This window comes from Jannaschia formosa (genome assembly GCF_003340555.1).
Lineage (GTDB): Bacteria > Pseudomonadota > Alphaproteobacteria > Rhodobacterales > Rhodobacteraceae > Jannaschia > Jannaschia formosa.
The window spans coordinates 1-25,678 of record NZ_QPLJ01000008.1 but is presented as its reverse complement, the minus strand read 5'-3'; the positions used below and the strand labels follow the sequence as shown (position 1 = coordinate 25,678).

The 25,678-nt window shown below is 65.9% G+C and carries 22 protein-coding genes and 2 pseudogenes; 13 read left to right on the top strand and 11 right to left on the bottom strand.

What is annotated here, in order from left to right:
• Positions 1 to 2: 2 nt before the first annotated feature.
• Complete coding sequence (locus DR046_RS10400; protein ID WP_115382321.1) at positions 3 to 743, bottom strand: SDR family oxidoreductase; 741 nt, start codon at positions 741 to 743, stop codon at positions 3 to 5.
• A 65-nt stretch (positions 744 to 808) separates the two neighbouring features.
• On the opposite strand from DR046_RS10400, the gene DR046_RS10395 reads away from it, so the two are divergent.
• On the top strand, positions 809 to 1,675 hold the full coding sequence (locus tag DR046_RS10395; protein ID WP_115382320.1) for an NAD(P)-dependent oxidoreductase: 867 nt from the start codon (positions 809 to 811) through the stop codon (positions 1,673 to 1,675).
• Positions 1,676 to 1,704: 29 nt separating this feature from the next.
• On the opposite strand, the gene DR046_RS10390 is transcribed toward DR046_RS10395, so the two are convergent.
• On the bottom strand, positions 1,705 to 2,367 hold the full coding sequence (locus DR046_RS10390; RefSeq protein WP_167767057.1) for a GntR family transcriptional regulator: 663 nt from the start codon (positions 2,365 to 2,367) through the stop codon (positions 1,705 to 1,707).
• Positions 2,368 to 2,537: 170 nt separating this feature from the next.
• On the opposite strand from DR046_RS10390, the gene DR046_RS10385 reads away from it, so the two are divergent.
• From DR046_RS10385 to DR046_RS10335, 11 genes are all read left to right on the top strand, one after another.
• A complete protein-coding gene (locus tag DR046_RS10385; protein WP_115382318.1) occupies positions 2,538 to 3,551 on the top strand; it encodes a TRAP transporter substrate-binding protein in 1,014 nt (337 codons plus the stop codon).
• 115 nt (positions 3,552 to 3,666) lie between these two features.
• On the top strand, positions 3,667 to 4,518 hold the full coding sequence (locus tag DR046_RS10380) for a TRAP transporter small permease subunit (protein WP_245190901.1): 852 nt from the start codon (positions 3,667 to 3,669) through the stop codon (positions 4,516 to 4,518).
• 31 nt (positions 4,519 to 4,549) lie between these two features.
• Entirely contained in the window at positions 4,550 to 6,178 is a 1,629-nt protein-coding gene (locus tag DR046_RS10375; RefSeq protein ID WP_115382317.1) for a TRAP transporter large permease, read from the top strand.
• Positions 6,179 to 6,182: 4 nt separating this feature from the next.
• A complete protein-coding gene (locus DR046_RS10370) occupies positions 6,183 to 7,094 on the top strand; it encodes a phytanoyl-CoA dioxygenase family protein (RefSeq protein ID WP_115382316.1) in 912 nt (303 codons plus the stop codon).
• A gap of 4 nt (positions 7,095 to 7,098) precedes the next feature.
• Positions 7,099 to 8,601 carry a UxaA family hydrolase gene (locus tag DR046_RS10365; protein ID WP_115382315.1) on the top strand — a complete coding sequence of 501 codons (1,503 nt, stop codon included), beginning with the start codon at positions 7,099 to 7,101 and terminating at the stop codon, positions 8,599 to 8,601.
• A complete protein-coding gene (locus tag DR046_RS10360) occupies positions 8,598 to 8,981 on the top strand; it encodes a hypothetical protein (RefSeq protein WP_115382314.1) in 384 nt (127 codons plus the stop codon). Before DR046_RS10365 ends, DR046_RS10360 begins: the two co-directional genes overlap by 4 nt.
• Positions 8,982 to 9,084: 103 nt before the next feature.
• Entirely contained in the window at positions 9,085 to 9,915 is an 831-nt protein-coding gene (locus tag DR046_RS10355) for a shikimate dehydrogenase family protein (RefSeq protein WP_115382313.1), read from the top strand.
• A 4-nt stretch (positions 9,916 to 9,919) separates the two neighbouring features.
• Entirely contained in the window at positions 9,920 to 10,804 is an 885-nt protein-coding gene (locus DR046_RS10350; protein ID WP_115382312.1) for a phytanoyl-CoA dioxygenase family protein, read from the top strand.
• Positions 10,805 to 10,807: 3 nt separating this feature from the next.
• On the top strand, positions 10,808 to 11,695 hold the full coding sequence (locus DR046_RS10345; RefSeq protein WP_115382311.1) for an NAD(P)-dependent oxidoreductase: 888 nt from the start codon (positions 10,808 to 10,810) through the stop codon (positions 11,693 to 11,695).
• Positions 11,696 to 11,799: 104 nt separating this feature from the next.
• Positions 11,800 to 12,696: a DMT family transporter gene (locus DR046_RS10340; protein ID WP_115382310.1), complete on the top strand. Its 897-nt coding sequence runs from the start codon at positions 11,800 to 11,802 to the stop codon at positions 12,694 to 12,696.
• On the top strand, positions 12,696 to 13,283 hold the full coding sequence (locus DR046_RS10335; protein WP_115382309.1) for a LysE family translocator: 588 nt from the start codon (positions 12,696 to 12,698) through the stop codon (positions 13,281 to 13,283). Before DR046_RS10340 ends, DR046_RS10335 begins: the two co-directional genes overlap by 1 nt.
• Positions 13,284 to 13,296: 13 nt before the next feature.
• Here DR046_RS10335 and DR046_RS10330 read toward each other — a convergent pair whose 3' ends face one another.
• Positions 13,297 to 14,475 carry a CaiB/BaiF CoA transferase family protein gene (locus DR046_RS10330; protein ID WP_245190900.1) on the bottom strand — a complete coding sequence of 393 codons (1,179 nt, stop codon included), beginning with the start codon at positions 14,473 to 14,475 and terminating at the stop codon, positions 13,297 to 13,299.
• Between the two features lie 474 nt (positions 14,476 to 14,949).
• On the opposite strand from DR046_RS10330, the gene DR046_RS10325 reads away from it, so the two are divergent.
• Positions 14,950 to 15,303 carry a hypothetical protein gene (locus DR046_RS10325; RefSeq protein ID WP_115382308.1) on the top strand — a complete coding sequence of 118 codons (354 nt, stop codon included), beginning with the start codon at positions 14,950 to 14,952 and terminating at the stop codon, positions 15,301 to 15,303.
• Between the two features lie 678 nt (positions 15,304 to 15,981).
• Here DR046_RS10325 and DR046_RS10315 read toward each other — a convergent pair.
• The 8 genes and pseudogenes from DR046_RS10315 to DR046_RS10280 form a co-directional block, all read right to left on the bottom strand.
• The gene (locus DR046_RS10315; protein WP_115382307.1) at positions 15,982 to 16,698 is read right to left on the bottom strand and encodes a M48 family metallopeptidase; all 717 of its coding nucleotides are present in this window, start codon (positions 16,696 to 16,698) and stop codon (positions 15,982 to 15,984) included.
• Positions 16,695 to 19,910 (bottom strand): type I restriction endonuclease subunit R, encoded by a 3,216-nt coding sequence (locus DR046_RS10310; RefSeq protein WP_115382306.1) that lies wholly within the window; start codon positions 19,908 to 19,910, stop codon positions 16,695 to 16,697. Before DR046_RS10310 ends, DR046_RS10315 begins: the two co-directional genes overlap by 4 nt.
• 142 nt (positions 19,911 to 20,052) lie before the next feature.
• Complete coding sequence (locus tag DR046_RS10305; RefSeq protein WP_115382305.1) at positions 20,053 to 20,784, bottom strand: DUF3800 domain-containing protein; 732 nt, start codon at positions 20,782 to 20,784, stop codon at positions 20,053 to 20,055.
• Positions 20,777 to 22,051 carry a restriction endonuclease subunit S gene (locus tag DR046_RS10300; RefSeq protein ID WP_115382304.1) on the bottom strand — a complete coding sequence of 425 codons (1,275 nt, stop codon included), beginning with the start codon at positions 22,049 to 22,051 and terminating at the stop codon, positions 20,777 to 20,779. Before DR046_RS10300 ends, DR046_RS10305 begins: the two co-directional genes overlap by 8 nt.
• Positions 22,044 to 23,561 carry a type I restriction-modification system subunit M gene (locus DR046_RS10295; protein WP_115382303.1) on the bottom strand — a complete coding sequence of 506 codons (1,518 nt, stop codon included), beginning with the start codon at positions 23,559 to 23,561 and terminating at the stop codon, positions 22,044 to 22,046. Before DR046_RS10295 ends, DR046_RS10300 begins: the two co-directional genes overlap by 8 nt.
• Positions 23,558 to 24,151 (bottom strand): restriction endonuclease subunit S domain-containing protein, encoded by a 594-nt coding sequence (locus tag DR046_RS10290; protein WP_115382302.1) that lies wholly within the window; start codon positions 24,149 to 24,151, stop codon positions 23,558 to 23,560. Before DR046_RS10290 ends, DR046_RS10295 begins: the two co-directional genes overlap by 4 nt.
• 212 nt (positions 24,152 to 24,363) lie before the next feature.
• Positions 24,364 to 24,660: pseudogene (locus tag DR046_RS24840) on the bottom strand (transposase); the annotation flags it as partial.
• Between the two features lie 15 nt (positions 24,661 to 24,675).
• Positions 24,676 to 25,484: pseudogene (locus DR046_RS10280) on the bottom strand (IS5 family transposase).
• Between the last annotated feature and the right edge of the window lie 194 nt (positions 25,485 to 25,678).

The following is a 25,678-nucleotide window of genomic DNA, read 5'->3' as shown; positions in this document are numbered from 1 at the left end:
CCCTACTGGCCGGACCAGCCGCCGTCGATGACGTGAGGGTGGCCGGTGGTGAAGGCGCTCTCGTCCGAGGCGAGATAGGTGGCGAGCGCCGCGATCTCTCGCGCGGTGGCGACGCGGCCCATGGGCTGGCGCGAGACGAAGGCCTCAAGCGCCTTCTCGTAGCTGCCCATCTGCTCGCCCAGAGCCTTAACCCGCTCGTGCCATGACGGGCTCTCGACGGTGCCGGGGCAGATCGCGTTGCAGCGGATGCCGCGCTTCACGTAGTCGACCGCGACCGACTTGGTCAGCCCGATCACCGCCGCCTTGGTGGTGCCATAGATGAAGCGGTTCGGCGCGCCGATGACCGAGGAACAGGCCGAGGACATGTTGATGATCGAGCCGCCGCCCTCCTCCAGCATGATCGGCAGGGTCGCGCGGATGGTGCGGAACATCGAGCGGACGTTCAGGTCGAAGCCCATCTCCCATTCGTCGTCGGTGGCGTCCTGTACGGTACCGTGATGGACGAAGCCCGCGCAGTTGAACAGGACGGTGGGCCGGGCCGTCGCGACGCCCTCGGCCACGCTGGCGTCGTCGCGCACGTCCATCCGGAACGTCTGACAGTCGAGACCGGCCAGCAGGTCGGCGTCGCGGTCGGTCGCGAAGACCTCGGCACCCTCCTCGATGAACATCTCGGCGGTGGCGCGGCCGATTCCCTGGCCTGCGGCGGTGACGAGCGCGCGATGGCCTTTCAGTCGGTCTGTCATGGGGACTCCTCGGTTGTCTTCGGGGCTAAGCCGTTTCAGGGTCCAGCGCAAACAGGGAGAGGCGCATGGCCAGGGTCACACTGCTCGGGACGGGATTGATGGGTGCGCCGATGGCGCGGAACCTGGTGGCGGCGGGGCATGAGGTGACGGTCTGGAACCGCTCCGCGGCCAAGGCGGAAGGGCTGGGCGCCCGGATCGCGCCGACCCCCGCCGAGGCGGTCGCAGGCGCCCCCGTCGTGATCTCGATGCTGTCGGACGGGCCGGCCTCGGACGCGGTGCAGATCGACGCGATGGACGCCTTCGCCCCGGACGCGATCTGGGTCGAGATGGGCTCGATCAAGCCCGAGGAGGCCTGCGCCCATGCTGCGCGCTTCGCGGCGCACGGCATGGGCTATGTCGATGCGCCTGTCTCGGGCGGAACCAGGGGGGCCGAGGCGGCGACGCTGGCGATCATGGCCGGGGGCGATGTCGGGACCTTTGCCAGGGTGGAGAGCATCCTCAATGACCTCGGACGCGCCGTTCACGTCGGTCCCGTGGGCGCGGGGCAGCTGTCGAAGCTGGCCAACCAGGCCATCGTCGCCTGCACCATCGGCGCCGTGGCCGAGGCGATGCTGCTTCTGGAACAGGGCGGCGCCGACCCGGCGGCGGTGCGCGAGGCGCTGAAGGGCGGCTTCGCGGACAGCGCGATCCTGCAACAGCATGGGCAGCGCATGACCGAGCGCAATTTCGCGCCCGGCGGCCTGACGAAGTTCCAGATCAAGGATCTCGACAACGTGCTGGCCGAGGCGGAGGGGCTGTCGCTGACGCTGCCGACGGTGCAGGCCGTGAACGAGCGGTTCAAGGTGCTGCGCGACGAGATGGGCGGCGGCGACTGGGACCACTCCGCGCTCTATCTGGAGCTTCGGGCGCGCAACGGACTGGCCGACGGCTGACGCGCCTGTCAGGGGTTCGGATCGGCGGCTCATGCGTTCAGGTGCCTGTCCTGATGCGCCTGGATCGCCGCGCGCAGGGCGGCCTCGTCGCCGGCTATGGCGGCATCGACCACGGCCTGATGCTCGGCCACGATGCGCTCGAAGTAGCTGGGGACGCAATGCGCCTCCAGCCCGACCATCTGCTGGCGGAACTGCATGTAGATGCGCTCGAAGGTGTCGATCAGCGGCGGCAGCGCACATTCGGAGATGAGCGTGCGGTGGAAGGCCAGTTCCGCATCCGACCAGATGCCGACGAAGGGCATCGTGTTGTCGGGGCGCCGGGCGATCTGCCGCTCGATATGCAGAAGCGCGTGATGCGCCGCCGTCAGCCGCGTCTCCCAAGGCAGGCCGCCGCGCCGCATCGAGCGGACCGCGCCCTCCTGCTCCAGCACGACGCGGAAGGCGGCGATCTGGGCGCGACGCGCGGGCGAGACGGCGGGCGCCCGGAAGCCGCGCTGGATCTCGAACTCGACGAGGCCAAGCTGCGAGAGCCGCAGCAGCACGTCCCGCACCGTGTTGGCGGAGACCCCATAGACCTTGTGAAGCTCGGTCGGGCGCAGCTTGGCGCCGGGCGCGAAGGCGCCGGTCAGCAGCCCGCGCTGAAGGTCGGCATAGATGCCGGGCGTGTCCAGTCTCTCGCGTCCCTCGGGCATGCGCCCCTCCCCGGGAATTTTGATATTCGAAAAAATAGCGAACTGTCCAACGATTTTCATTTTCGGTTTGCGTGGGCGGCGGAATCGCCGTTAGGTTCTCCGCAGGCTCCGCCGATCGGAGGCCCGCAGACGGGTTCGGACGGGGCACACGGAGAAACGGGAGGACATCCATGAAGACGCTCACGATCGCGGCCATCGCCGCGGCGACCACGGCCCTGACCGGCGCCGCAATGGCGCAGCAGACGACGCTGCGCATCCAGACGCATTACAACCCCGAACAGACGAGCGGGCAGCTTGCCCAGGAGTTCGTCGACAACGTCGAGGCGATGTCCAACGGCGAGATCGACATCGAGATGTTCTTCTCGTCCTCGGTCGTGAAGACGGTCGAAGCCTTCGACGCGGCGGCCACCGGCATCCTCGATTGCGACATGACCGGCGGTGCCTACCAGACCGGCAAGAACCCCGCGTTCCAGTTCGTGGGCGACATCATGGGCGGCTACGACACGCCCTATCAGCAGCTCAGCTGGCTGTATTACGGCGGTGGCCTCGAGGCCGCGCAGGAGCTCTACAACGCGTTCGACATGCAGCTCGTCGGCTGGTGGGTCTACGGTCAGGAGAGCCTCGCGTCGAGCAAGCCGATCGCGTCGATCTCCGACCTCCAGGGCTGGAAGTTCCGCTCTCCGCCGGGGATGGAGACCAAGATCTTCGAAAAGCTGGGCGCGTCGCCGATCGTGATGGACTTCACCGAGGTCTTCACCGCGCTTGAAACGGGCATCATCGACGCAACCGACTACTCGGGCCTCGCCAACAACGAGAGCATCGGCCTCTACGATCTGGTCAAGCATTCGAACTATCCCGGTTTCCACTCGATGCCGTCGGACCACCTCGCCTGCAACAAGGCCGTCTGGGACGCCATGCCCGAGCATCATCGCGCGATCATGAACACCGCGATGGAAAGCCTGGCCCTGCGGACCGCGCTTCAGTTCGAAAAGCTGAACGCCGAAGCCGCCGCGCGTCTGCGCGAACAGGGCGTGACGCTCTCGAACTGGTCCGACGAGGACAAGCAGGCGTTCCGCGATGCGGCGCAGGCCACCTGGCCCGAATTCGCCACGACGCCCGAGGCCGAAGCGCTGGTCGCGAGCCATCTGGCCTATCTGGACCAGCTCGGCCTCGTCTCCAAGTGAGCCGGGCTCTCTGACGCAAGGCGCGGCCCCGATCTTGGCCGCGCCGACTTGTGCGTGATCGCGCGCGGGCCCCTGGTCCGCGCGCCGATCCGCGACCCATCCAGGAGCGTGCCCCATGTCCGACGAGCGCAAGCTTTCCGCCACCCCGGTCGAGACGGTCGGCGACGCCCCCGGGGTCTACGTGCCGGGCGTCTGGGAAGTCGTTGTGCCGATGGCGTTCACCGCCTGTTTCGCCTGGGTCGTCTGGAACGTCCCGGCCTTCCTGATGATCTTCCGCGAGGCCGGCCCGGCCGTCGATGCGCTGGCGCGCCGATACGACGCCGTGAACCTGTTCGACTGGCTCGCCGTCGCGGGGTCCGTGCTGTTCCTCGTGCTGGGCCTCATGACGGTCCGCCGCGCGCCTTCGGAATGGGAGGACTGGGGGTTCTTCGACCGGCTCTCGGTCTTCATCGGGCGAGTCACGATGGTGCTGATCGTGGTCCTGGTCAGCGTCATGGTCTACGAGGTCGTGATGCGCTACGTGGTCGAGCGCCCGACGCTCTGGGCCAACGAGATGTCGCTGTGGCTGGCGGGCTTCATCTTCATGCTGGCCGGTCTCTATGCGATGCAGCAGCGCAGCCATATCCGGATCTTCATCCTCTACGACCTGATGCCGCGCTGGCTGCAGCGGGCCTGCGACACGGTCTCGACATTCCTGATCGTCCTCTTCGCCGCAGCGCTGTTCTACGGCGGCTGGGGCGAGGCCCGCGACAAGTTCATGCGATGGGAGACCTTCGGCACCGCCTTCGACCCGCCGATCCCGGCGACGCTGAAGCCGATGCTTCTGTTCATCGTGCTGCTCGTGGCGCTGCAGGCCATCGCCAATCTGATCCGCGACTGGAACGCCGAGCCGGTGGTCCATACCGCCGCCGACGACATCGACCCGGACGAGCTGGAGCGGCTGCGCCGCCAGGTCGGCCAGGACTAGGCCCCCGCAAGAGGGGAATTGGGGGACATAAATGGACGTCGGAACGATCTCGCTGGTCCTGTTGATCAGCCTCATGCTGCTGCTCGCGATCGGCATGCCGCTGGGCATGGCCTCGGCCATCCTCGCGGTGCTGGTGCTGGTTATGCGCTTCGAGCCGGTGCTGCTGACGGCGCCGTGGGAATTCGGGGAAGGTATGCTGACCGGGCGCTTCGGGTCCGGCCCGCTCAACATCCTGGCGCAGCGGATATACGGGCTGCTGACGGACTACGTCCTGATCTCGATCCCGCTCTTCATCTTCATGGCCGCCCTGCTGGAGAGGTCGGGCATCGCCAAGGACATGTATTCCTCGCTCAACGTCTGGCTGAACCGGACGCGGGGCGGCATCGCCATCGTGACCTCGATCATGGCCGTCATCATGGCCGCCATGTCGGGCATCATCGGTGGCGAGGTGGTTCTGCTGGGCCTGATCGCGCTGCCGCAGATGCTGCGGCTGGGCTACGACCAGAACCTCGCCATCGGGACGATCTGCGCCTCCGGCTCGCTCGGGACGATGATCCCGCCCTCGATCGTGCTGATCATCTACGGCCTCATCAGCGAGACCTCGATCAAGGCGCTGTTCACGGCGGCCTTCGTGCCGGGCTTCATGCTCGCGGCCTTCATCATCATCTACATCATCATCCGCACCCAGATGAATCCGTCCCTGGCACCCCTGCCCGCGCCGGACCCGAACGATCCGCCGTCGGGTGAGAAGGCGATGCTGTTCGGCGCCTTCCTGTCGATCATCGTCGCGGGGTTCTCGACGGCCCTGTTCCTGCGGGCGCTGTTCTTCACCGTCACCGGGCAGAACGAGGTGATCGAGAACGTCGATCCGATCGTCCTGGGCCAGCCGCACCATGTCTGGATCCTGGGCGGGCTGGCGGCGATCGCCCTTGCCGCCATCTTCCTCGTCTTCAAGCCGCACCGGGCGAAGACGGGCTGGGCGATGGGCAAGGGGCTCGTGGCGCCCATCGTTGTGATCGGGGTCGTCATGGGCTCGATCTACGGCGGCATCTCGGGGATCACCGAGGCGGCGGGCATGGGTGTCGTCGCGGTCTTCCTGATCTCCGTCTTCCGCGGAGAGGCCAGCGTCGAGCTGGTCTGGGACTCGCTGATGCGGACGCTGAAATCGACCGGCACGATCATCTGGGTGACCATCGGCGCCACGGCGCTGGCGGGCGCCTATACCATCGCGGGCGGGCCGACCTATGTCGCGAACCTGATCACCAGCGCCGATCTGCCGACCATGGGCATCCTGCTGGTGATGATGCTGATCCTGCTCTTCATGGGCGCCTTCATGGACTGGGTCGGGATCGTGCTGCTGATCATCCCGGTCTTCCTGCCCATCGTGCAGCGCCTTCCCATCGAAGAGATCGGCCTTCTGGGCAGCGTGGAGCCGAAGAACCTCGCCGTCTGGTTCGGGGTGCTGTTCTGCATGAACATGCAGGTCAGCTTCCTCAGCCCGCCTTTCGGCCCGGCGGCCTTCTACCTGAAGTCCGTCTGCCCGCCGCACATCTCGCTTACCGACATCTTCAAGGGCTTCCTGCCGTTCATCTGCATCCAGCTTCTCGCGCTGTCGGTGCTGCTGATCTGGCCGCCCATCGTGGAGATCCTGCTGGACTGAGCCCATGCTGACCGAAGCCCAGATCGACGAATTCCAGCACCGGGGCTGCCTGGTCGTCGAGGACGTCGTCCCCGGGACGATCCGGGAGGCCGTCGAGGCCGAGTATTCCGAAGCCGTCACGGCGATGGCCGACGGCCTCGGCCTCGGCTGGCGCGGGTCGTTCCTCGAGACGCTGCGCGCCGTCCACCTGTCGGGGCACGACTGGTTCCAAAGCCTTGACATCACGCTGCCCGGCTCGCGGATCGAGGCCGACACGCCGTTTCACTACGGCCCGGCAGTACACGATCTGCTGACCTGCGATGCGCTGCTCGACATTGCCGAAGGGATCGTCGGCCCGCGCGTCACCTCGAACCCGATCCAGCATCTGCGCATCAAGCCGCCGTCCCGTACCGTCGCGAAGGACGCGCCGGTCCACACGACCCTCACGGCCTGGCACCAGGACCGCGGCGTCGCCCATGCCGAGGCGGACGAGACCGTGATGGTCACGGTCTGGGTCGCAATGACCGATGCCACGCCCGAGAACGGCTGCCTGATCGCGCAGCCCTTCGACGGGCCGCAGGCGATGCTGCCGCATTGCCCGCTGGACCAGACCGCCATCCCGGCGAAGCACCTGACCCCGGCCCGCGCCGAGCCTTTGCCGGTCCGGGCAGGCGGTATCGTGCTGCTGCACCCGATGGTCCCGCATGCCGCGCTCGACAATCGCACCGAGGGCTTTCGCTGGTCCTTCGACCTGCGCTATCAGCGCAGCGGCCAACCGACCGGCCGCGCCCATTTCCCGAGCTTCGAGGTCCGGCCCGGACCGGCTCCGGATTGGTGCGCGGTCCGCGACATGTGGCTGGATGCTCGCGCGGCCTGTGCGCAGGCTCCGCATGTTCCGATCCATCGCTGGACCTCCGACAGCCCCCATTGCGCGTGACCTCATGAGCCTGACCATCCGCCTTTCCCCCGACGACGACGTGGTCGTCGCCACCCGCGCCCTGGAAGCGGGGGTGGAGACCGACGGTCTGCGCACCGCCGCGCTGATCCCCTCGGGCCACAAGATCGCGACGCGCGCAGTGGCCAGGGGCGCCCCGGTGCGCAAGTTCGGCCAGATCATCGGATACGCCTCGGCCTACATCGCGCCCGGCGACCACGTCCACAGCCACAACCTCGCCTTCGCGGCGACCGACCATTCCTACGAATTCGGCACCGACCTGCGGCCGGTGGCGCCTGCCGAGGGCGACACCTTCCAGGGCTATCGGCGGGCATCGGGCGCGGTGGGGACGCGCAACTACATCGCCGTGGTCACCTCCGTTAACTGTTCGGCCACCGCCGCGCGCCGCATCGCCGACGCCTTCGGCCCCGAAGAACTGGCCGCCTATCCGAATGTCGACGGGGTCGTCGCCTATGTCCACGGCACGGGCTGCGGCATGGCCGGCGACGGCGACGGGTTCGAGGCCCTGCAGCGCGTGATGTGGGGCTACGCGCGCCACCCGAACCATGCCGCGGTCCTGATGGTGGGGCTGGGCTGCGAGATGAATCAGATCGACTGGCTGCTGGAGGCCTATGGGCTGGAGCAGGGACCGACGTTCCAGGTCATGAACATCCAGAATGTGGCCGGGCTGCGCCAGACCGTCGAGAAGGGGATCGAGAAGATCCGCACGATGCTGCCCATCGCCAACGAGGCGACCCGGACCCCCTGCCCCGCCTCGGCGCTGACGGTCGCGCTGCAGTGCGGGGGCTCCGACGCCTGGTCGGGGGTCACCGCGAACCCGGCGCTGGGCCATGCCTGCGACCTGCTGGTCGCGCAGGGCGGCACCGGCGTGCTGGCCGAGACGCCCGAGATCTACGGTGCCGAGCACCTGCTGACCCGCCGCGCCGCCTCGCGCGCGGTGGGCGACCGGCTGGTCGGCCTGATCGAGTGGTGGGAGGACTATACCGCGCGCAACAAGGGCTCGATGGACAACAACCCCTCGCCCGGCAACAAGAAGGGCGGGCTGACGACCATCCTCGAAAAGTCGCTGGGCGCCGCAGCCAAGGGCGGCACGACCCCGCTGACCGGCGTCTACAAATATGCCGAGCCGGTCCGCGCCAAGGGCTTCACCTTCATGGACAGCCCCGGCTACGACCCGGCCTCGGTCACGGGTCAGATCGCGGGCGGCTGCAACCTCGTCTGCTTCACCACGGGGCGCGGCTCCGCCTTCGGGTCGAAGCCCGCGCCGACGATCAAGGTCGCGACCAACAGCGCGCTGTTCCGGCGGATGCCCGAGGACATGGACATCAACGCCGGCGACATCCTCGACGGCGGCGCCACGGTCGAGAGCAAGGGACGGGAGATCTACGAGATGTTCCTGCGCGTGGCCTCGGGCGAGCCGAGCAAGTCCGAGGCGCAGGGGCTGGGCGACTACGAGTTCGTGCCCTGGCAGATCGGGGCGGTGATGTGAGCGGCTCGCGGGTCGTCGAATACGCCAACCGAAACAGGCTGTCGGAGCTGCTTCTTCAAGACGTCTTCGGAGTCTTCGTCCCGTTGATCGATTCTGGGATCGACATGATCGCGTACCGAGAGGACACAAGAGAGATCAGACTGATCCAGCAGAAGTCGCGCTGGACGGTCGATCGCAAGTATCTGGGCAGGAATATCTGGATCGCCTTCCCGGATGGCGAGGACTGGTTCCTTGTTCCGCATGACCATTTGCTACGCACGGCACACGAGGGGCTTGTGGATACGCAATCCTGGACTGAGACTGGCGTATACAGCCGAGCGTCGATCACAGCGGCGCAGCGCTCGGCACTCGCAGGTTACAAGATCGGCGTCTCGTCGTGATTTCTCGCCAAGTGGTTCCGATAACGGTTTCGGACTCCGCCTGGCGCGGCGCCGCCGGTGAGGCGGAGCATTGCAAGGAGTCTACCCTCTCGGTCCAACTGCCATGAGCGGCTTCTCCCTCCTGCGCTGCGGGCTCATCGGCGAGAATATCGGCCGGTCCCGCCTGGCCGCCGCACTTGCGATCATGGCCGAAGACTACGGCGGCCGCCTCGCCTTCACGCCCATCGACACCGCGCACGACCCAGCGTTCGATTTCAATACGACGGTCGAGCGGCTCAGGGCCGAAGGCTGGACCGGCGTGACGGTCACGCATCCGTGGAAGACCCATGCCGCCGCCTGGGCAGGCAACCGGATGGTGCCGGGGACCGAGACGCTGGGCGCGGCGAATACGCTGCTCTTCGACCCGGTCGCCGGGCACAACACGGACTACTCGGGCTTTCTCGCCGCATGGCCCGCGATCCTCGACCGCCTGCCGGGGCGAGTTGCGGTGGCGGGCGCCGGAGGCGTTGCGCGGGCGGTCGTGCCCGCCTTGATGGCGCTCGGCGCGGCCGAGGTCACGGTCTGGGATCTAGACCGGCAGGCCGCCGAGGCGCTGGCCGCCCGGACCGGCGCGCGGGCCGTCGACGCTGCGAAGGCCGGGGACGTGGCGCGCGAAGCCGACGGCCTCGTCAACTGCACGCCGCGCGGGATGGCTCCCGACACCGGCTCCGCCTTCGATCCGGCATGGATCGGCGGACAGGGCTGGGCCTTCGACGCGGTCTACACGCCGACCGAGACGCCCTTCCTGCGCGCCGCCCGCGCTGCCGGCCTCGCCGTGATGACAGGCTTCGACCTGTTCCGCTTCATGGCGATGGCCAGCTTCGCGGCCTATACCGGGATCCTGCCCGATCCCGCGACCACCCTGCCCAGACTCGACGCGCTCAAACCGGAGTGAGCCCATGGAAGTCCTGACCGCTGCCCAGAGACGCGCCTACGAGACCGACGGCTATGTCGTCCTGGAAGGTCGCCTGTCTCAAGCCGAACTCGCCGCACTCCATGCCGAGGTCGACCGCTACGTCGAGAAGGCGCGCGGGCTGGCCGAGGGCACGGACGAGCTCGACCTCGAGGACAGCCACCGCCCGGATGCGCCGCGCGTGCGGCGGATCAAGCTGCCGCATACCCATTCGAAGGTCATGGCCGAGTTGATGCGCTCCGACACGATCCTCGCCCCGGTGCGCGACCTGATCGGGCCGGACCTGCGCCTGCACACGACGAAGCTCAACATGAAGGAGGCCGGGCACGGCGCCGCCGTCGAGTGGCACCAGGATTTCGCCTTCTACCCGCATACCAACGACGACGTGCTGGCCGTCGGCGTCCTTCTCGACGACATGGGGATGGAGAACGGACCGCTGATGGTCTTCCCCGGCTCTCACAAGGGTCCGATCCACGACCACCACGCCGACGGGCACTTCGTCGGCGCGATGGACCTCGCCCGCGACGGCTACGACATCTCCGGCGCGGTGCCGCTGACGGGGCCCGCCGGGTCGGTCTCGATCCATCACGGGCGGATCGTCCACGGCTCAGCCGTCAACCGCTCGACCAAGGCGCGGCGAATCCTGTTCTACGAGATGATGGCGGCGGATGCCTGGCCGATCATGGGTTCCCTGACGAAGTTCTCGTCCCTCGAGGACTACGACAGCCGGATGCTCTGCGGCACGTCGCGCCAGCCCCGGCTGGCGGAGATCCCCGTGCGCATCCCCCTGCCCGCGCCGCCCATCGGCAAGACGATCTACGAAATCCAGAAGGGCCTGAAGGCACGGGCCTTCGAGCAAGTGGAGAGCTGAGACATGACCAAACCCGCGATCGGTTTCATCGGCCTGGGCCTTATGGGCTCGGCGATGGTGCAGAACCTGCTCGACAAGGGCTATGCGCTCACCGTGCTCGGCAACCGCGACCGCAGCGGCGTCGAGGCGGCGACGGCGCGCGGCGCGACCGAAGCCGCGACGGCGCGCGATCTGGCCGAAGCCTCGGATATCGTGATGCTCTGCATGGGCACCTCGGAGCATGTCGAAAGCCGGATGCGCGGACCCGACGGCGTGATCGCCGGGCTGCGCGAGGGGGCGGTTGTCATCGACTTCGGCACCTCCCTGCCCGGCTCGACGGTGGCGTTGGGCGAAGAGGTCGCAGCGGCAGGCGCCGCCTATCTGGATGCGCCGCTGGGCCGGACGCCCAGCCACGGGCGCGAGGGGATGCTCAACATCATGTGCGCGGGCGACGTGGCCGCCTACGAGAAGGTGAAACCGGTGCTTGCGGATCAGGGCGAGAACGTCTTCCACCTGGGCAAGCTGGGCAACGGTCACACGATCAAGCTGATCAACAACTTCTTCGCGATGACGACGGCCAACGCGATGTCCGAGGCCTTCGCCATGGCCGACCGCGCCGGAATCGAGCGGCAGGCCCTGTTCGACGTGATGTCGGCGGGACCGCTCAAGTCCGGGATGATGGAGTTCGTGAAGGCCTATGCCGTCGACGGCGACGCGCAGAAGCTGGCCTTCACGATCCGCAACGCCTCCAAGGATGTCGGCTATTACCGCGCCATGGCCGAGGGGCTGGGGGTCGAGTCGATGATGTCAGCCTGCGCCGACAAGGGCCTCAAGGCCGCCATCGAGGACGGGCGCGGCGACGATCTCGTGCCGACGATGGTCGACTTCTACGCCGCACGCTACGGCAGATGAGCGGGCTAAGCGTCAGCCCCGCCGAGCCAGTACCCTCGGGTCCGGTCCGGGGATCTGCCCGCCCGCAGTTCTCCGCACCCGGCCCAAGGTCGGCGTAGCCGCCGATGCCGTCCCCCGTTCCCGTCAGCCATCTCGCCGTCGCGCGCGTCGACAATGCCGGGCGTGGCATCGTCCTGATGCTGCTGGCCTATCTTCTGTTCTCCTTCACCGACACCTCGGTTAAATGGCTCGCCGCGGCGGGGCTTCCCGCGCTGCAGCTGGCCTTCATGCGCTTCGCCGTCCACCTCGTCCTGTCCACCGGCCCGATGCTCGGGAAGGATCATTCCGGCTTCACCGCGCCCCCGCGCCAGGCGGCGGTGATGCTGCTTCGCGGCGGGCTGCTGATGGTCTCGACGGTCGCGAACTTCGTCGCGCTCGGCTATCTCGACCTGACGATGATCGCGGCGATCATGTTCTCCTCTCCGATCATCGTCTGCGCCCTCTCGGTCCCCCTGCTGGGCGAGCGGGTCGGCCCCTGGCGCTGGGGCGCGATCCTGCTGGGCTTCGCCGGCGTGCTGGTCGTGATGCGGCCCTGGGGGGCGGAATTTCACTGGGCGGCGCTGGCCTCGCTGACGGCGGCCACGGCGCTGGCGCTGTTCTCGATCCTGACGCGGCGGCTGGCGGGGGTCGCAGCGCCACGGACGATGCAGCTCTATGCCGGGCTGGTCGGGACAGTCGCGCTCGCCCCCGCCGCCTGGTTCGTCTGGGAGCCGCCGGCCACCGCGATCGGCTGGGGGCTGATGTTCGGGGTCGGGGTCTTCGCCTGGGCGGGGCACCACTTCTTCAGCGCCGCTCACGGGTTTGCGCCGGCCAGCGTGCTGATGCCGTTCAGCTATTCCTTCCTGATCTACCTCACCATCGCCGGGTTGCTGGTCTTCGGGACAGTGCCTGACGCGATGACCGTCCTGGGCGCCGCGATCATCGCGGTGGCGGGCCTCGTCATCTGGTGGAGGGAGCGCTGATGCTGACCTTCGCCGCCGCCGTCTTCTTCCTGATCGTCACGCCGGGACCGGGCGTCCTGTCCACGGCGGGCGTGGGCGCGGCCTTCGGAGGCCGCGCCGGCGTACGCTATGTCATGGGGCTGTTCATCGGCACCAACATCGTCGCCCTGGCCGTCATCTCGGGCGTGGCCGCCGTCGTGCTGGCCGATCCGCGCATCCGGACGGTGCTGTTCGTCGTGTCCACCGGCTATCTGCTCTATCTCGCCTTCCGCATCGCCACGGCGGGCAGCCGCGTCGCCTTCATCGAGGCACAGCACCGGCCGGGGATCCGCGACGGGCTGGCGCTGCAGGCGGTGAACCCGAAGGCCTATGCCGTGAACACGGTGATGTTCTCGGGCTTCGCCCTCGGGCTCGGCCCGGTCGCCGACCCGTTGGCCAAGCTGCTGATCATGAACGCGATCTGGCTGCCGCTGCATTTCGCCTGGCTCGGCGCGGGGGTCTGGCTGCGCACGCTCGACCTGCCGGAGCGGACGCAGCGCGCGATCAACGTCGCGATGGCCGCGTCGATGCTTGTGGTGGTGGGGCTGGCGCTGGCGAGCCTGATCTGACCTGTAGGCCCCGTCAGCCGGCCCCAAGCGTCAGCGCGCCCTGCCGCGCGAGGGCCTCGATCCGCTCGTCGGGCACGTCCAGGTCCTTCAGGATCGCCCGGGAATGCTGGCCCAGCGCCGGGATCGGCCCGAACTCCGCCTCCTGCGCGTCGGGCGGGCGCAGCGCCGGCAGGGGCCCGGCGGGGCTGTCGATCTCGCCCCAGCGGCCGGCCAGCGCCGGATGCGCCCAGAGCGCAGCCATGTCGTTGAGCCGCGCATTCCCGATCCCCGCCGCGTCCAGCCGCGCCATCGCCTCGTCGCAGGTGAGGTCGGCGAAGACGCCCTCGATCTCGGCCCTCAGCACATCGGCATTGGCGGCGCGGGCAGCGTTGTCGCGGTAGCGCGGATCCTCCGCCAGATCCGGCGCACGCAGCACGCCCGCACAGAAGGCGCGCCATTCGCGGTCGTTCTGAAGCCCGAGGATCACCTCGCCATCGGCGGCCCGGAACGGCCCGTAGGGGAAGATCGTCGCATGGGCCGCGCCCGCCCGGGGCGGCGGCGGCGCGCCGTCCATCGCGTAGTACATCGGGTAACCCATCCACTCGGCCAGCGCGTGCAGCATCGAGATCTCCACGTGGCTGCCCTCCCCGGTCCGGCCCCGCCGGATCAGCGCGGTCAGGATGCCGGTCAGGGCGAAGGTGCCCGCCGCGATGTCGGCGATCGAGATCCCCGCCTTGACGGGGGCGTCCGGCGTGCCGGTGATCGACAGCAGCCCCGCCTCGGCCTGCACCAGCAGGTCATAGGCCTTGCGGTCGCTGCCCGGCCCGTAGCCCGAGATGTCACAGAGGATCAGCCCGGGATGGCGCGCATGCAGCGCCTCCCATCCCAACCCCAGCCGAGCGGCGGCACCGGGGGCGAGATTCTGGACGACCACGTCCGCTTTCTCCGCGAGCGCGGCGAGGATCGGCCCGGCCTCAGGATGCTTGAGGTCCAGCGCAAGGCTCTCCTTGCCGCGGTTGATCCAGACGAAATGGCTGCTCAACCCGCGCGCCCGGCTGTCGTAGCCCCGCGCGAAATCGCCCGAGCCGGACCGCTCCAGCTTGATGACACGGGCGCCCCGGTCAGCGAGCTGGCGCGTGCAGTAGGGCGCCGCGACCGCATGTTCCAGCGCGAGCACGGTAATGCCGTCGAGCGGGCGCATCAGCGGGCGCACGACGGGAGGAAAGACATGCGGGGGTCGCGATCGGGAACTGCCATGACCGGACGCTACGGCCCCAGGCCGCCGCCGTCCATGCTCCGCGCGCACGAACGGCTCCCCCTGCTGCCCATCAGCGACCTGACGCGCGCGACAGGGGTCTTGCGCCCTCCGCGCGCAGGCCCTAGACGATCAAGGCCTGCGGCGAGTTGGCGGAGTGGTTACGCAGCGGATTGCAAATCCGGGAAAATATGCAGCCATATCAGCCCTTTAGGTCCGATTTTATATCAGGACAAGCCCAGAACAGGCATAGAACCGGAGAACTGGTTTCGAGCGCCGAGCTACACGTATTGGTGTGACCGAGGTGCAGGCCCAACCTTCCGGAAGAAGCACCGGACAACCGACCTGCACGACAACGTCACCTGTGATTCCGCCTCATTGCCGGACACGTGGCCGGCGACCAACAACCCACCGACATCAGGATGTCATAAGATGGCAAACGACGATTACGTCTTCGTCCAGATCACGAAGATCCTCATGGCAACACCCCACCAAGCCCGCCAAGCTCTTACCATCGCACGTGTCCTTAATTCCGAGACAGTGTCTTTCCACCTCGACGCAGACGGCACGGAATTGAGTACCCAAGGTGCGGACTACCTCCTAGAAGATGGGACCGACGACCATGTCGGTGCGTTCTGTGATATCCCTTCTCCAGAGTCGTTGCTGGGGATCGAAGAGCTTCGTACGATCTCTAAGCGACTGACTGCGGCGGAGGTCCACAAACAGACGGGCCACACCATGGACGAATGGGTCCAGCGCGTGTCAAAGTCGCGGGCGAACGAGTAAGTTCACCCAACATTTGAGACGTAATCGGCACGCGGTTTCCTCCTGCTGATTTCTCCCCCCAAGCCCTTTGGTTCTCGGCGCGTGGCCTCGCTAGCAGCTTTGTTATCAAGAGATTGGACGACCGCACTCCCCTTTCAGCCGTTAGGATCATCCGATGGGCTGGGTGAGAGGTTGGCGATGCGGACCTATGGCCCGGCGCTTCGACAGTTAAAGGTTTGGACGGCGAGCTTCTGACCCTGCTACGTCATTCAGTTCATCTTTGCCTCAACGCAGCCGCGGCGGTAGTGACCGCTCCACCGAAGCCAAGTCGTCTGATACAAGTGCATGACAACGCGATGGGACGCGGTGCCGCCCTGCCGGACCCGGACTTTCCTTCCGCCACGGCTTGGCGTTGCGTCTTGGCGGTAGCAATCGCGAGCCTGCCCCACGTCAGGTGGGCTCCTAGGGCCTATGAGCGCCTAAGGACACCGATCCGCGTATTGTGGATTGATCGTGATACATGAGCTTGTGTCCGATGGGATGTGGGCGGTGGTCGAGCCGCTGTTGCCCCAGGAGCCGCCGAAGCCGAAGTGTGGCTAGCCTGAGCGATGCTGCAGTCGACTGTGGAGGGGTGCTGCAGCCAGCGGCCGGCTTTGCACGTCGTTCTACTGCAGGGTCCTCACCACCGGTCCAATCTGGTCAGGCCATCGCCCGTTCCAGCCTCTGCTTCCGGCGCTCCCAGTCTGGCATCACCTTGTCGAGGAGCTTGAAGAAAGCCGCGCCGTGATGTGGCTCGGCAATATGGCAGAGCTCGTGGGTGATCACGTAATCTATGGCGTTGACCGGCGCCTGCACAAGGCGGCGGTTCAGCAGCAGGCGTCCGGCTGGCGACATGGACCCCCATCGCTGCCGGGTCTGGCGTACGATGAGGCCTTTCGGCCGAAATGCCTCGGGATCCGGGAAGAGACCGAGACACAGTTCGACCCGCTCCGGAAACTTGATGTGGGCCCGGTCCCGGTACCATGCCTCGACCAGTTCGCGCGTTACCTCCGGCCTAGTCGGCCGGTGCGTCTGCACGACGATAAAGCCGCGGATCAGCTTCACGCCTTCCTGGACCTGCGGGACGACCTTCAGCCGATATTGGCGCCCGAGGTAAAGATGGGTCTCCCCGGCGACGAACCTGCGCTCCGGTGTTCTTGGAAGGAACTGGGCGAAGTACCGCTGCTGCCTAGTTACCCATGCCGCGCGCTTCCGCAGCTTGGCCTCGATGGCATCGAGCGTCGCGTCCTCCGGGGCTCTGATCACCACCGACGCATCCGGCTCCACGGCGATCTCCAGTGTCGTCCTCGGGCGGCGGACAATCTCGTATTGGATCTCCTGCGCGCCGTACTGCAGGCAATGCGGCCCCCGCGTCATGCCGCGAACCGGGCCCGGGCAAGATCCATGATTTTGAGTTCGAGATCGTCGAGCACATCCACGGGGAGGTCGACTCCCCTCTCGTCACGCAGAACGTCGAAGAAGTAGTCATCGATGGCGTTGTGCAAATTGTTCTGTGCCACTTCGTTCAACCAGATGTCGACGATCAGGTGCGACTTGATGATGTCGATGATCTCTAGGGCGATGGACGCGGCTTCGTCGCCGGCTACCGGCTGATCGCCCTCGGTCTTGAGTTGGCCGTCCAAGACGCCGAAGAACGCCTGCGCATCCTCGTCGCCCCGAATGCTTCCTGGAACATCCCTGCCCCGATCCTTGCGTGCCACCTTGGTCGCGAGGTCCATGACGCTGTTCAGGTACTCGCGCTCGGACAGCCGCTTGTCGCGATAGGCGCGGATGGTCTCTTTGAGCAGCTCGGAGAACTGTTTGTAGAACGTCGGGTCCTCGTCCATTTTCTCGGTGATTGCCCGCCGGGTGGCGCTGGCGATGCGGTCCGCCCTCGAGGCTTCGGAAACTCCCGTCTCCTCGACGACGGCCTTCAGCGCGTCGGGATCGTTGATGTTCACCACCTCGATGATGGTCTCCGCCGGCATCGCCACGACGTGGTCATCAAGCAGCTTCTGGATTTTCGGCTCGAACTCACGGACGTCGACCGTCTCCTGGTAGCGGAGCTGGACAGAGCGCTTAAGTTCCGAAAACTGCTTCCAGTCCCGCTTCAGGGCATCTACCTTGGCCTCCTCGAAGACATCGAACAGCTTGTCCGACGAGAGCGAGATGTGCAGGCACCGGCTGAAGGCCTTGAGGCGCCCGTAGAACTCATGGCGCAGCGCCTCGTCGGCGAGGTGCTGTTCGAACTGCTCCATGTCCTTCTTGTTCCTGACCGGCTTGAAGAGGTCCCAGAGCTGGTCGTGTAGCTGGGGCAGCCTGCGGATCTCCTCCCGGACGTCATGCACTGTCTCGGCGAGGTCTCCGGCCTCGTAACCCTCGAAGGCGCCGTAGGTTGATAGGGCACTGTCCAACTCGCCGAGCAGCCCCTCATAGTCGACGATGAAGCCGAACTGCTTCTCTGTGCCGCCGTCCTCGTAGAGCCGGTTCACGCGCGCAATCGCCTGCAGGAGGTTGTGCTCCTTCAGGGACTTGCAGACGTAAAGCACCGTGTTCCGCGGCGCGTCGAAGCCGGTGAGGAGTTTGGAGACGACAATCAGAATTTCCGGGTCGCCAGAGCCCTTGAAGGCATCGATGATCTGGCGATTGTACTCCTCCTCGGTCTTGTACAGCGCCATCATCTTCGACCAGAATCGGCGCACGAAGTCCTTGGACTCTTGGTCGACCTCCTCGTTGCCCTCGTTCTCGTCCGGCGGAGAGATGATGATCGCGCTCGAGACGTGGCCGATTTCCTCGAGGACCTCCTTAAAGCGGACGGCCGCCGCTTTCGACGGGGCAACGAGCTGCGCTTTGAAGCCGGTCCCCTGCCAGTGCTGGCGATAGTGCTCCGAGATATCGAACGCCTTGGCTCGGATGGCCTGGTCGGTCTTGGCCAGAGCGTCCATCCGGGAGAACTTCCGCTTCAGATCACGTTTCTGGTTCTCGGTTAGCCCTTCGCTGATCTTGTCGAACCATCGGTCGATGACGGCGCCCGAGACCTGCTGCTCGACAAGCCGTCCTTCGTAGAGCAGCGGCACGACGGCGCCGTCGGCGACCGCCTCGTCAATGGCGTAGCGATGGATCAACCGCCCGAACGTCGAAAGGGTGTTCTTCTCCTTCTTAAGGAGGGGCGTCCCGGTGAAGCCGAGATAGCAAGCTTTCGGGAGGAGGCGCCGCATCTTGGCAGCGAACTGGCTGTGGCCGCCGTAGCGCCCCGTCTGCGTCCTGTGGCTCTCGTCCACCAGCACGAAGATGTTCGGATCGTCGTCCGCGAGCTTGCTGTTCTTCAGCGCCGTATCGAACTTGTTGATGATCGTGGTGACCAGCGGAGCCTTGTTGTGGACGAGCTCCAGAAGGTGCGCCCCGCTCGTCGCGCGGACCGGCTCGAGGTCGCAGGACTTGAAGGTGTCCCTGATCTGCTTGTCGAGATCGTCGCGGTCCGTGACGATGACGATCCGCGGGTTCTCGATGCTGCGCTCGAGAGCAAGCGAACGCCCCAGCATGACCATCGTCAGCGACTTGCCCGAGCCCTGCGTGTGCCAGATCACGCCGCCCTTGCGAACGCCGCCGACATCGTGTTGCTTGACCGTCTCGATGGCGCGACGGATCCCGAAGAACTGCTGATGGCGCGCAACCTTGCGGACGCCGCCATCGAACACTGTGAAGCGGCGGATGAGATCGATCAGCCGCTCGGGGCGACACAGCGCGTATACCGTCCGGTCCTGAGCCGTGACGGCGCGCTCGCCCTCGGCGGCCATCGCGTCGAAATAGGCGCGTGCACTTGAGAAGTCGCCGGAGAAGATGGCGTCCTTCTCCGCCGCGGTGAGCACGCGGTTCGCGAAGGGCGCGATGGCCTCCTCGGTGTCTTCCTCGTCGCGCCAGGTCTGCCAGAACTTCCGCGGCGTCCCGACCGTCGCATAGCGCGCCTCGTTGCGGTTGATGCCGATCAGCAGCTGGGCGAAGTGGAAGAGTTGCGGGATGTTGTCCTCGTTCTGGTAGCCGATCAGCTGGCTGTCCGCCTTCTTCAGGCTTTCGGTCGGCCGCTTGCTCTCGATTACGAGGATTGGGATGCCGTTCACGAAGGCGACGATGTCGCAGCGCTTGGTCTGGCTCGACGCGGTCCTCTCGACCGAGAACTCGGCAGTGACGTGGAAGACGTTGTTCTCCGGCCTCTCCCAATCGATGTACCGGAATGAGTAGCTCTTCGAGTCGCCGTCGATGGACTTCGTGATCGTCGTGCCAAGGACGAGCGTGTCGTAGATGTCCTGGTTCGTGCCGCGGAGGCCTTTCAGGCGGTCGGGCGTGGGCTTCAGCCGCCGCATCGCCTCGTGCGCGTCCTCGAGGTCAAAGGCATACTCGCGACCCCGATGGGCAAAGCGGTTGATACGCATCAGCTGCTCGGCAAGGATATCATCCAGCACCACGTTCCGCAGGCGCCCGCCGCGCAGGCGCAGGGCTTCCTCCTGCGAGAGCGGGGTAAACCCAAGCGCCACGAGCAGCTGAAGCGCTGGGACCTGAGACTGGTGTTTCTCGGCGGCGTCGAAGGTCATGGGCGGCACTCCCGGGCCCGGATTAACTTGCGGTCAAAGGGCTCTGTGGCTATATCCGGATCAAAGGATTGGGCATTTCCCGGTCGACAAAGGGGTCCTGGAGCTTCCGGGGCCCCTTTGTTTTTCCCGGCCTCACAAGCGTTTAGGGGAAGCATTTGAGCCCTCCCAGCTTGGTCTGGATGATCTCGAACGCGCGGTTCGGCTGGTCGGGGCGAAGCTGTGACAGCGCGATGGGCCGGGCCGTCAGGTCGGCCAGCTGCAAACCGGAAGCGTTCGCAGCCTTCGGGATGAACACCGGCTGAAAGTCGAAGCGGCTGAAGTCGTGCCGGCGGTAACCCCAGTGGCTGTCGTTGCCCGCGATGCGGCGGAACTCCAGCTCAAGCTCTGCATCTTCCCTGGCGCCCCGGCTCTCGAAGACGACGTGCACGGTCTTCCCGTGCTGCTTTTCCGCCGTCAGCATCATGTGCAGCCGCTCCATGCAGAAATGCAGGGCGATCTCGTAGGGGTTCCAGGGGTTCGCGTATTTTGCCCGGTGCTTCTCCTTGTGGATGACCGAGGCGTAGATCGTCATCGGCGCTGTCTCGATCAGCGCGTTCAACTCATCCATGAAACGTGTCCGCAAGGCGCGGTCGGTGCGCAACACGCCGAAGGGGCCGAGGCTCTTGCGGATTTCATGCTCGTGCAGCACGACCGTATCATGACCCCAGATGCCGAACTTCAGGCCCTGCATCGCGGGAACGATTTCTGCCGTGTAGGCATCCTTGCGCATGACGCAGAACGTCAGGGCGAACATTGGGTATTGCGGGTCGATATTGACCATCCCGTGATCGCCGCTCTCGTCGGCATAGACGATGAAGTCCGAGAAGTCAGGCAACAGGCGCCTCCAGCTTCACGCGCCATTCGCCCGTCAGCAACTTCTGCATGAGGCCGCGTTTCTGCCGGGAGACGGATTCGATCTCGTCGGTGAGGGCATCCACTTCGTGCAGCGACGTCCTAAGGACATCGGCGATGGCCTCCTGCTCATCCAGCGACGGGACCGGGAATGGGAGGCGGGAGAACTCACTCCAGCGGAGGCTACCGCGCCGGTCCACCGAGGCACTGGTGCTTACCTCGAAGATGTGCCGGTAGAGTTCGGTTTTCAGAACCGCAAAGGCGTATTCGGCGTTCACCTGGTCCGGGTCGAAGCGGAAGACGGTGTAGATGGGGCTTACGACGCCGATGTCGGTTAGGTTCTGGAGGCCGATGGAGCCTTCCTCGACATGGTTGCTTGGGAAGCCGAAATCGCCGCGCCAGATCTTCTTGTAGCCAGTCAGGTCGGCGCTGAAGACCTGTTTCTTGAAGTACTCCAGCGACCGCACGAACCCGTCGTGCTTCGAGCACGAGAGGACTTCGTGCTGGTCCCCTTCGCCGTTCCGTTCCGAAATTTCTGTGGCCAGATCGCCGATATGCTGGCAGTTCCAGGAGCCGGGGAGTTCAAACCACCTATAGGGCGTGACCTCACTGGTCTTGCGGAAGCGTTCAAGCTGCCATCCGCCGAAGACGAGCGCCATCGTGAGCCCGCGGTGCCGCTTGAGCTTCGCCGCGCGGAGGGCGGTGAGCTTTTCGAGCGCCTCGTCCCAGGTCCGCAGGATTTCGGCGATCTTGCGCTGTTCGGGGAGCGGGGGAAGAGGGATCGAAGCCCTCTTGAGGATCCCAAGATTGATGTGCGGTTGACCAGTTTGAATGACTTCACTTTCAACATACCGGCTGAAAATCGGCGACCGAAGAGCCTGGAAGACATACTCGGCCGACATCGCCTCTTCATCGACCGAAACGGCCATTTGGCTTTGGCAAACAACGTATTCGCTGTACTCCGCGTCGGTCGGGATGCGCGAAACTTTGCCGTATGTACTGCCCCGCTGTACGACGACAATGTCCCCGGGCTTCGCGATGTTGTTCTTAAGTCGCTTGGCCTTCTCATTAGAAACAAACACGAAATCGCCGGCTACCATTGAATCGACTTGGTTCGTAACTCTGATAACTGGGACACCGCTATCAGTGTAGTCACTTTGGGTAAGATCGGAGCCGAATGGGCCGCCTATTACGCGCCCTTTGGAACCTATCGCCTTTTCCAAATGGATTTTCGGCCACCCATCACGCATCAACGCCGAGCTCCTTCAGATACCCGGCCATCTTCGCCCGCACCTCGGCCAGCTCCGCCTCGATCCTAACGATGTCCTTCTGCACGGCGGCCACGTCGATCTCTTCCTCCGGCTCGAAGGTGTCGACGTAGCGGGGGATGTTCAGGTTGTAGCCGTTCCCGGCGATCTCCTCGGGGCTGGCCCGATGCGAATAGCGCTCGACCTCGGCGCGGGTGGCGTAGGTCTCCAGCACCTTCGCCACATGCGCCTCATCCATCACGTTCTGAGTCTTGCCCGGCGTGAATTCCTTGCTGGCGTCGATGAACAGCACGTCGCGCCGATCCACGTTCGCTCCACCTTCCTCGCGCGAGCGGTCGAAGACCAGGATGGCGACCGGGATACCCGTGGTCGTGAACAGGTTGGCGGGCAGACCGACGACGGCATCGAGCAGGTTCTCCTCGATCAGCTGCTGGCGGATGCGCCCCTCGGCCCCGCCCCGGAACAGAACGCCGTGCGAAACGATCACCGCGACGCGACCGGACTGCCGCTTGGCGATCTCGATCATGTGGGTGATGAAGGCGTAGTCACCCTTGGACTTGGGCGGCACGCCGCGCCAGAAGCGTTTGTACTGGTCGCTGTCCGCATCCTCCGCGCCCCACTTGTCGAGCGAGAACGGCGGATTGGCGAGCACCACGTCGAAGCGCATCAGGTGGTCGCCCTCGACCAGCGCCGGGCTGTTGAGCGTGTCGCACCATTCGATGCGGGCGGCGTCCTTGGCGTGCAGGAACATGTTCATGCGGGCCAGCGCCCAGGTCGCGCCGTTCACCTCCTGCCCGTAGAGGGCGAAGTTCTCCGACCCGACCTCCTGCGAGGCCTGGATCAGCAGCGAGCCGGAGCCGCAGGCGGGATCGCAGATCGTGTTGCCGGGCTGAGGCGCCGCCAGCTTGGCCAGCAGACGCGAGACGGCTGTCGGCGTGTAGAACTCGCCCGCCTTCTTCCCGGCGTCCGAGGCGAAGCGCGAGATCAGGTAGATGTAGCACTCGCCGATGATGTCCTCGGTCACCCGCGAAGGCCGCAGGTCGAGCGCGGGCTTGGCGAAGTCCTCAAGCATGTTCTTGAGGCGGCGGTTGCGGTCCTTCGGGCGGCCGAGATTGGCCTCGGAGTTGAAGTCGATATTGCGGAAGACGCCCTCGAGCTTGGCCCGGTTGGCGTCCTCGATCTTCTCGAGCGCGATGTTGATCAACTCGCCAACGTTGGCCTCGTTCCGCTGGGCGTAGAGGTCGTAGAAGCTGGCGCCCTCGGGCAGGATAAAACGCTCGCGTTCGAGGCGCCGACGAATGCGAGCCTCATCGTCGCCGTACTGCTTGCGGTAGGTTTCGACATGGTCGTTCCAGAGGTCCGAAATGTACTTCAGGAACAACATCACGAGGATGTAGTCCTTGTACTGGCCAGCATCGACGGCGCCCCGGAAGGTGTCGCAGGCCGCCCAAGCGGTCTGGTTGATCTGCTGTTGGGTAATCTGATCGGTCATCGGGCAATTTCCTTCTTGTCGGCTGCCTTTGCGGCCTCGCCGAGAATGGCGCTTACGAGTGTTTCCCTGCGAGCGGCGAGTTGACGGAGCAGCTGCCCTTCCTGCCGGGCGAGGACATCGAGTTCGACGATGCGTTTCTGCGTCGGCAGGTCGGGCACGGCGATCTCGAGGTTCTCGAGGACCGCCATCGGGATCATCCTGAGGCTTGTGCCCTGTGCCTCCGCGCCGAGCCTGCGCTGCGCGTCGGGCTGGTTGATGGCCCAAGCCAGGTACTCCGGGAGAACGCGGTCCCTGTCGGGGCGAACAACAACCAATGGGACGATGACCACGACGGGCTCCGGTAGCGGATCGCGAATGGCCGCCGCGGCGTTCGGCTCCCCGCGCGAGCGAAACACCACCTCGCCGCCGCGGACGAAGTATCGGTCGGACAGCTTGCCCAGATCGTACCTCTGGAAGTCCGGGCCCGGCGTCTCGCCGTCAGTCCCGATGTCACGCAGCTGAAGGGCCGGCACGCCGCCCTCCGGCACCGGATCGAGCCTGCTTCGGGCCGTGTAGCCAGAGTGCACCACAGAAAGCTCGGATATGCGCATAGCTCAAGTCTCTGTAAAGCGGTCTACAGCGAGACCTACAAGACCAGAGGTCTCTGTCAAGATCTTCTAGTGCTGTTTTCGGGCTACAGAGGATTCAAGCTCTGCCCTAAGGTCGGCCAGAGGTGGACGTCCGAACGCTTGTTACCCGAAGCGCCTCCACGGCAGCAGGTCAGCATCCATGAGGCCCCGGACACTGTCGTGGTGAAGCGTCATCAGGGTGTTCGTGACTCGCGGGGGCCGTTCAGGAGAGGAGATGGCCATGTTCGAGACGCGGCCCAGGCCATTGTCGGCGTGATGGCGGAGTTCAGGCCGTCGTGGGCGTCGGAGATTGCCAACGAATTGCCGGACAGATAGCGCTTGACCAAGCTGCGAAGGCCATCCGTCCAGATCGGTTCGACCTTGGAGGGGCCGGCGTGCAGGCCGACGCTTCTGCGGGGGCCGCCAGTGCTCACGGCCACCACGAACATGGTAACAGTGCAGACGATCTGTTCCCTTGTGCGGACCTTGAGGTAAGGGGCGTCGGGCTACGCATTGGCCCATTCGCCTTCGGGTAGACGCCCTAGGCTCCGGACTCCTAGCCAGTAGGTGACGATTGCGGCGAGGGCGACGGCGGAGAGGAAGACGTCGGCTCTGCGGTCGTAGCGGGTGGCGATGCGGCGGAAGTCCTTGCGCCGTCCGAACATGCGCTCGATGGCGTTGCGGTCGCGGTAGAAGTTCCGGCACCAGAAGATGCGGCGCTTGCGGTTGCGCCTCGGCGGGATGTTGGGGAAAGCCCCGAGCCTCTTCATCTGGTCACGCACGGCGGTGCTGTCGTAGCCCTTGTCCCCGGTCACCACGAGCACGTAAGGCGGGAGGCGTTGCAACAGCGTCTTGGCGGCGATGCAGTCGGCGACGTTGCCGCCCGTGAGCATCAGCCGGACGGGGCGGCACCATCGGTCCGCGAGTGCGTGGAGCTTGGTCGTGCGCCCCCCGCGCGAGCGCCCGATCCCCTGCGCGACCTCCCCCCTTTTCCCCCGCTGGCCGAGCGGTGGGCGGAGACGGCGGAACTGTCGATGAGCACCTGCGCGGGTGGACCGCCCGCATCGGCCAAGGCCTCGAAGATGCGCACCCAATGGCCCTTCTCCGCCCACCGGCGCCACCGGTTGTAGAGGGTCTTGCGCGGCCCGTATGCCGCCGGCGCGTCCGCCCACCGGCACCCCGACCGCAGCACGTGGACGATGCCGGAGATCACCCGCCGGTCGTCCACCCGCGGCACCCCGCGGACCTTGTCGGGCAGATGCGGCCGCAGCCGCTCCATCTGCGCCTCGCTCAGCCAGAACAGGTTCTCGGACATGGCCACCCTCCTCCAGAATGGCCGCCATCAATCATGAACAGGCTGAAGAGGCTAGGCGGCTAATGGGTCTGGAGCCTAGGCGGTGTTGACAAAACCCTTCCCCTGACTGGCTTGGCGTGATTCACGGTGCCCGACTGTGATCGGGCGGAGTGATGCGATGGCGCGGGATCTGATGTCGGATGCGGAGTGGGTGT

Bases quoted from the DNA above. Each gene is read 5' to 3' on its own strand.
- DR046_RS10400 (WP_115382321.1), bottom strand. From the start codon at position 743: ATGACAGACCGACTGAAAGGCCATCGCGCGCTCGTCACCGCCGCAGGC.
- DR046_RS10395 (WP_115382320.1), top strand. From the start codon at position 809: ATGGCCAGGGTCACACTGCTCGGGACGGGATTGATGGGTGCGCCGATG.
- DR046_RS10390 (WP_167767057.1), bottom strand. From the start codon at position 2,367: ATGCCCGAGGGACGCGAGAGACTGGACACGCCCGGCATCTATGCCGAC.
- DR046_RS10385 (WP_115382318.1), top strand. From the start codon at position 2,538: ATGAAGACGCTCACGATCGCGGCCATCGCCGCGGCGACCACGGCCCTG.
- DR046_RS10380 (WP_245190901.1), top strand. From the start codon at position 3,667: ATGTCCGACGAGCGCAAGCTTTCCGCCACCCCGGTCGAGACGGTCGGC.
- DR046_RS10375 (WP_115382317.1), top strand. From the start codon at position 4,550: ATGGACGTCGGAACGATCTCGCTGGTCCTGTTGATCAGCCTCATGCTG.
- DR046_RS10370 (WP_115382316.1), top strand. From the start codon at position 6,183: ATGCTGACCGAAGCCCAGATCGACGAATTCCAGCACCGGGGCTGCCTG.
- DR046_RS10365 (WP_115382315.1), top strand. From the start codon at position 7,099: ATGAGCCTGACCATCCGCCTTTCCCCCGACGACGACGTGGTCGTCGCC.
- DR046_RS10355 (WP_115382313.1), top strand. From the start codon at position 9,085: ATGAGCGGCTTCTCCCTCCTGCGCTGCGGGCTCATCGGCGAGAATATC.
- DR046_RS10350 (WP_115382312.1), top strand. From the start codon at position 9,920: ATGGAAGTCCTGACCGCTGCCCAGAGACGCGCCTACGAGACCGACGGC.
- DR046_RS10345 (WP_115382311.1), top strand. From the start codon at position 10,808: ATGACCAAACCCGCGATCGGTTTCATCGGCCTGGGCCTTATGGGCTCG.
- DR046_RS10340 (WP_115382310.1), top strand. From the start codon at position 11,800: ATGCCGTCCCCCGTTCCCGTCAGCCATCTCGCCGTCGCGCGCGTCGAC.
- DR046_RS10335 (WP_115382309.1), top strand. From the start codon at position 12,696: ATGCTGACCTTCGCCGCCGCCGTCTTCTTCCTGATCGTCACGCCGGGA.
- DR046_RS10325 (WP_115382308.1), top strand. From the start codon at position 14,950: ATGGCAAACGACGATTACGTCTTCGTCCAGATCACGAAGATCCTCATG.
- DR046_RS10315 (WP_115382307.1), bottom strand. From the start codon at position 16,698: ATGACGCGGGGGCCGCATTGCCTGCAGTACGGCGCGCAGGAGATCCAA.
- DR046_RS10310 (WP_115382306.1), bottom strand. From the start codon at position 19,910: ATGACCTTCGACGCCGCCGAGAAACACCAGTCTCAGGTCCCAGCGCTT.
- DR046_RS10300 (WP_115382304.1), bottom strand. From the start codon at position 22,051: ATGCGTGATGGGTGGCCGAAAATCCATTTGGAAAAGGCGATAGGTTCC.
- DR046_RS10295 (WP_115382303.1), bottom strand. From the start codon at position 23,561: ATGACCGATCAGATTACCCAACAGCAGATCAACCAGACCGCTTGGGCG.
- DR046_RS10290 (WP_115382302.1), bottom strand. From the start codon at position 24,151: ATGCGCATATCCGAGCTTTCTGTGGTGCACTCTGGCTACACGGCCCGA.